This is a genomic window from Pseudomonas sp. BF-B-15, assembly GCF_019946675.1.
Taxonomy (GTDB): Bacteria; Pseudomonadota; Gammaproteobacteria; order Pseudomonadales; family Pseudomonadaceae; genus Aquipseudomonas; species Aquipseudomonas migulae.
This window is the reverse complement of the sequence record NZ_JAGYFZ010000192.1, coordinates 1-4119: the sequence shown is the minus strand read 5'-3', so window position 1 is coordinate 4119 and position 4119 is coordinate 1. Positions and strand designations below refer to the sequence as shown.

The following is a 4119-nucleotide window of genomic DNA, read 5'->3' as shown; positions in this document are numbered from 1 at the left end:
CCCCTGTAGGAGCCGGCTTGCTGGCGATAGCGGTCTCAAACTCTGCGCCGCCCTTCAGGCCGCCATCGCTGGCAAGCCAGGCTCCTACAGGTCCGGCGTCGCTCCGCAGATCGAGAAATCACGCAAACCTCTGTAGGAGCCAGCTTGCTGGCGATCAGCCGTAACGCTTTTTCCAGCGAAATACGTTAGTTTTCAGCCATTACTGAAGAAATGTTCACGCCGGCCGACATATTCTTATAGCACTTGGCCTTCATGTCTCTTGTCAGTCGGTGTCGCAATGATGCAACCTTGCCGCAGGCAACAGTAAAGAGGGCGAGAGCCCAGCGCGATCAGCACATTCGAAGCGAGTTACCCTCCATGAAAAGCCAACCCGATGCCGCCAGCCGTATGGTGGCCGAGGTAGTGACGCAGTTGCCGGTGCCCTCGCGGCTCGGCATGCTGCGTTTCGAACGGCTGAATGAACCCAGCTGGGCGCTGCTGTTTCTCGATCCAAATTGCGAGCGACAGTTCGGCCTGCCCGCGGTGGAGCTCTGTGCGCTGGTCGGTTCGCCCTATGCCAGCCTGATGGAGCCCGAAGCGCGCTATCAGCTGCATGACGCGGTCCAGCAACAACTCACCGATAGCCCGCATTACCTGATCCGCTACACCTTGCACACCGCCGCAGGCACCCTGAGCCTGCTGGAACTGGGCGAAGCCTACAAACAACACAATCGACACCTGCTGCGCGGCTACCTGCTGGTGGTCGATGGCATGTTCCAAGGCGATCCGCTGCTGCCGGCGCTGGACCTCGAAACCCAGAACTCGCGCTTGCAGATCGCCCTGGAACTCAATCAGCGCGCCCAACAGGAGCAGCTCCTGCACCTGGACCGCGTGCGCGCCCAGCAAGACTTGATCCTGCTGCTGACCCGTCAGCGCTACAGCACCGGCAATTCCCTGCAAGAAGCCGCCGAGCTGATCACCCGCAGCGCCTGTGACATCTACGAAATCGACTGCGCCAGCCTGTGGAACCTCGACGGTTCGATGTTGGTGCCGATCTCGGCGTATCACCGCGCCACCCAGGAATACGCCCTACCGGAGCCGATCGACATCAGCGGCTTCCCCGATTACATGGACGCGCTGCACGGCAGCCGTGCAATCGATGCCCACAATGCGATTCGCGATCCGCGCACCCGGGAAATGGCCGAAAGCCTGCGCCCGCGTGATGTGAACGCGATGCTCGACGCCAGCATTCGTGTCGATGGCCAAGTGGTCGGCGTGCTCTGTCTGGAGCAGACCGGTGCGACCCGCGCCTGGCAGTCCGACGAAATCGCCTTCGCCGGTGAGCTGGCCGACCAGTTCGCCCAAGTCATCAACAACCACAACCGTCGCACCGCCACCAGCGCCCTGCACCTGTTCCAGCGTGCGGTCGAGCAAAGTGCCAACGCCTTTTTGCTGGTCAATTGCGACGGCGTGGTGGAGTACGTCAACCCGAGTTTCACCGCGATCACCCAGTACTCCACCGAAGAAGTCCACGGCCAGCGGCTGTCGGAACTGCCGGCCCTGGAAAACCTCAGCGAACTGCTGTTCGACGCGCCCTCGGCGCTGGCCAAGAGCAACAGTTGGCAGGGTGAATTCAAGAGCCGCCGCAAAAACCTCGAACCCTACTGGGGCCAGCTGTCGATTTCCAAGGTGTACGGCGACAACCGCGAGCTGACGCATTACATCGGCATCTACGAAGACATCACCCAGACCAAACTCGCCCAGCAACGCATCGAGCGCCTGGCCTACACCGACAACCTCACCAACCTCGGAAACCGCCCGGCGTTCATCCGTAATCTCGATGAGCGCTTCGCCCGAGACAGCGATACCCCGATCAGTCTGCTGCTGGTGGACATCGACAACTTCAAGCGGATCAACGACAGCCTCGGCCACCAGACCGGCGACAAACTGCTGATCAGCCTGGCCCGACGCCTGCGCAACAGCCTGATCCCGAGCGGCAGCCTGGCGCGCTTCGCCAGTAACGAATTCGCCGTGCTGCTGGACAACACCGACCTCGCGATGGGCCAGCAAGTCGCCAACCAACTGCTGGCGACCCTCGACAAACCGATGTTCGTCGACAACCAGCTGATCAGCGTCACCGGCTCCGTGGGCCTCGCCTGCGCGCCGCTGCACGGCCGTGACCCGCAAACCCTGATGCGTAACGCCGGGCTCGCGCTGCACAAGGCCAAGGCCAACGGCAAGCATCAGGTTCAGGTGTTCACCGAAGCGCTGAACGCCGAGGCCAGTTACAAACTGTTCGTCGAGAACAACCTGCGCCGCGCCCTGACGCAGAACGAGCTGGACGTGTTCTACCAGCCGAAACTGTGCCTGCGCAGCGGTCGCCTGCTGGGCATGGAAGCGTTGCTGCGCTGGAACCATCCGGAAAAAGGCATGATCCGCCCGGACCAGTTCATCAGCGTCGCCGAAGAAACCGGGTTGATCATCCCGATCGGCAAATGGATCGCCCGTCAGGCCTGCCGCATGAGCAAAGACCTGACGGCCGCCGGCCTGGGCAATCTGCAAGTGGCGATCAACCTGTCGCCCAAGCAGTTCTCCGACCCGGACCTGGTGTCGTCGATTGCCAACATCCTCAAGGAAGAAGCGCTGCCTCCAAGCCTGCTGGAGCTGGAACTGACCGAAGGCCTGCTGCTGGAAGCCACCGAAGACACCCACTTGCAGCTCGACCAGCTCAAGCGCCTGGGCCTGACCCTGGCCATGGACGACTTCGGCACCGGTTACTCGTCGCTGAGTTACTTGAAAAAATTCCCCATCGACATCATTAAGATTGATCGAAGCTTCATTCACGAAATCCCGGACAACCAGGACGACATGGAAATCACCTCCGCGGTGATCGCCATGGCCCACAACCTGAAACTCAAGGTCGTGGCTGAAGGCATCGAGACGGCCGAACAGCTGGCTTTCCTGCGCCGCCACCGCTGCGACGTCGGCCAGGGCTACCTGTTCGACCGACCGATTCCGGGCTCCGAGCTGATCGAAAAGCTCAAGCGCTACCCACGCGGCCCAATCGCCTGAGCACACCGCAATCCCTGTGGGAGCGAGCCTGCTCGCGATAGCGGTGCATCAGTCACCAACAGTGTCATCTGACACACCGCATTCGTCGGAACGCCGCCCGGAGCAAGCCCGCTCCCACATTGGATAGTGCGTAACCAGGCGGCATTGGGCAAACTGGCGGTCTGACTATCTACATTTCAACCTGACTGAGAGGACTGATCATGGTTCTGCGCTCGGAAATTCTGGTGAACAAAAACGTGCTACCGACTAAAGAACAAGCTCTGCCTGGCCGCGAATCCCCGATGACCGTGCCGGAAAAACACTTCGTCCACGACGCCCCGCTGCTGGGCCCATTCGCCATGGACGTGGACTTTGCGATCTTCGGCCTGGGTTGCTTCTGGGGTGCTGAGCGCAAGTTCTGGCAGCGCGAAGGTGTGGTGAGTACGGCGGTGGGTTACGCCGGTGGCTTCACGCCGAACCCGACGTATGAAGAAGTCTGCTCGGGCCTGACCGGCCACAGCGAAGTGGTACTGGTGGTCTACGAGCCGGCGAAAGTCAGCTATGAAGAACTGCTGAAAATGTTCTGGGAACTGCACAACCCGACCCAGGGTATGCGCCAGGGCAACGACATCGGCACTCAGTACCGCTCGGTGGTCTACGCCACCAACCCGACGCAACTGGAATCGGCCAAGAACAGCGAAAAAGTGTTCCAGGCCGAACTGACCAAGGCGGGTAAAGGCACCATCACCACCGAAATCGAAGAAGCGCCGACGTTCTACTTCGCCGAGGCCTATCACCAGCAATACCTGGCCAAGAACCCTGAAGGCTACTGCGGGATTGGCGGCACCGGCGTCACCTGCCCAATCTGACCTGACGCAGAGTCAATTGTAGGAGCCAGCTTGCTGGCGATAGCGTCGGAAAATCCAGCGCGAATCTCTCGGCCGCCATCGCCAGCAAGCCGGCTCCTACAGGTTTCGTGTCAGACACAATATTGAGCTCGGCACACAACTGATTGGCGTTACCCACCCAATCCGATCTGACACAGATCCAATTGTAGGAGCCGGCTTGCCGGCGATAGCGGCGGAAAAT

At 60.7% G+C, this 4119-nt stretch carries 3 protein-coding genes; 2 read left to right on the top strand and 1 reads right to left on the bottom strand.

Translation table 11 applies throughout. From position 1 onward, the window contains the following. Positions 1–357: 357 nt before the first annotated feature. Both KGA97_RS29120 and msrA read left to right on the top strand, forming a co-directional pair. Positions 358–3051 carry a GGDEF and EAL domain-containing protein gene (locus KGA97_RS29120; RefSeq protein ID WP_207284708.1) on the top strand — a complete coding sequence of 898 codons (2694 nt, stop codon included), beginning with the start codon at positions 358–360 and terminating at the stop codon, positions 3049–3051. Positions 3052–3251: 200 nt separating this feature from the next. Next, complete coding sequence (gene msrA / locus KGA97_RS29115) at positions 3252–3899, top strand: peptide-methionine (S)-S-oxide reductase MsrA (protein WP_192226894.1); 648 nt, start codon at positions 3252–3254, stop codon at positions 3897–3899. Here msrA and KGA97_RS29110 read toward each other — a convergent pair. Next, the coding region (locus KGA97_RS29110) for a hypothetical protein (RefSeq protein WP_223481966.1) at positions 3883–4119 on the bottom strand (237 nt) is incomplete at its 5' end. The genes msrA and KGA97_RS29110 overlap by 17 nt on opposite strands.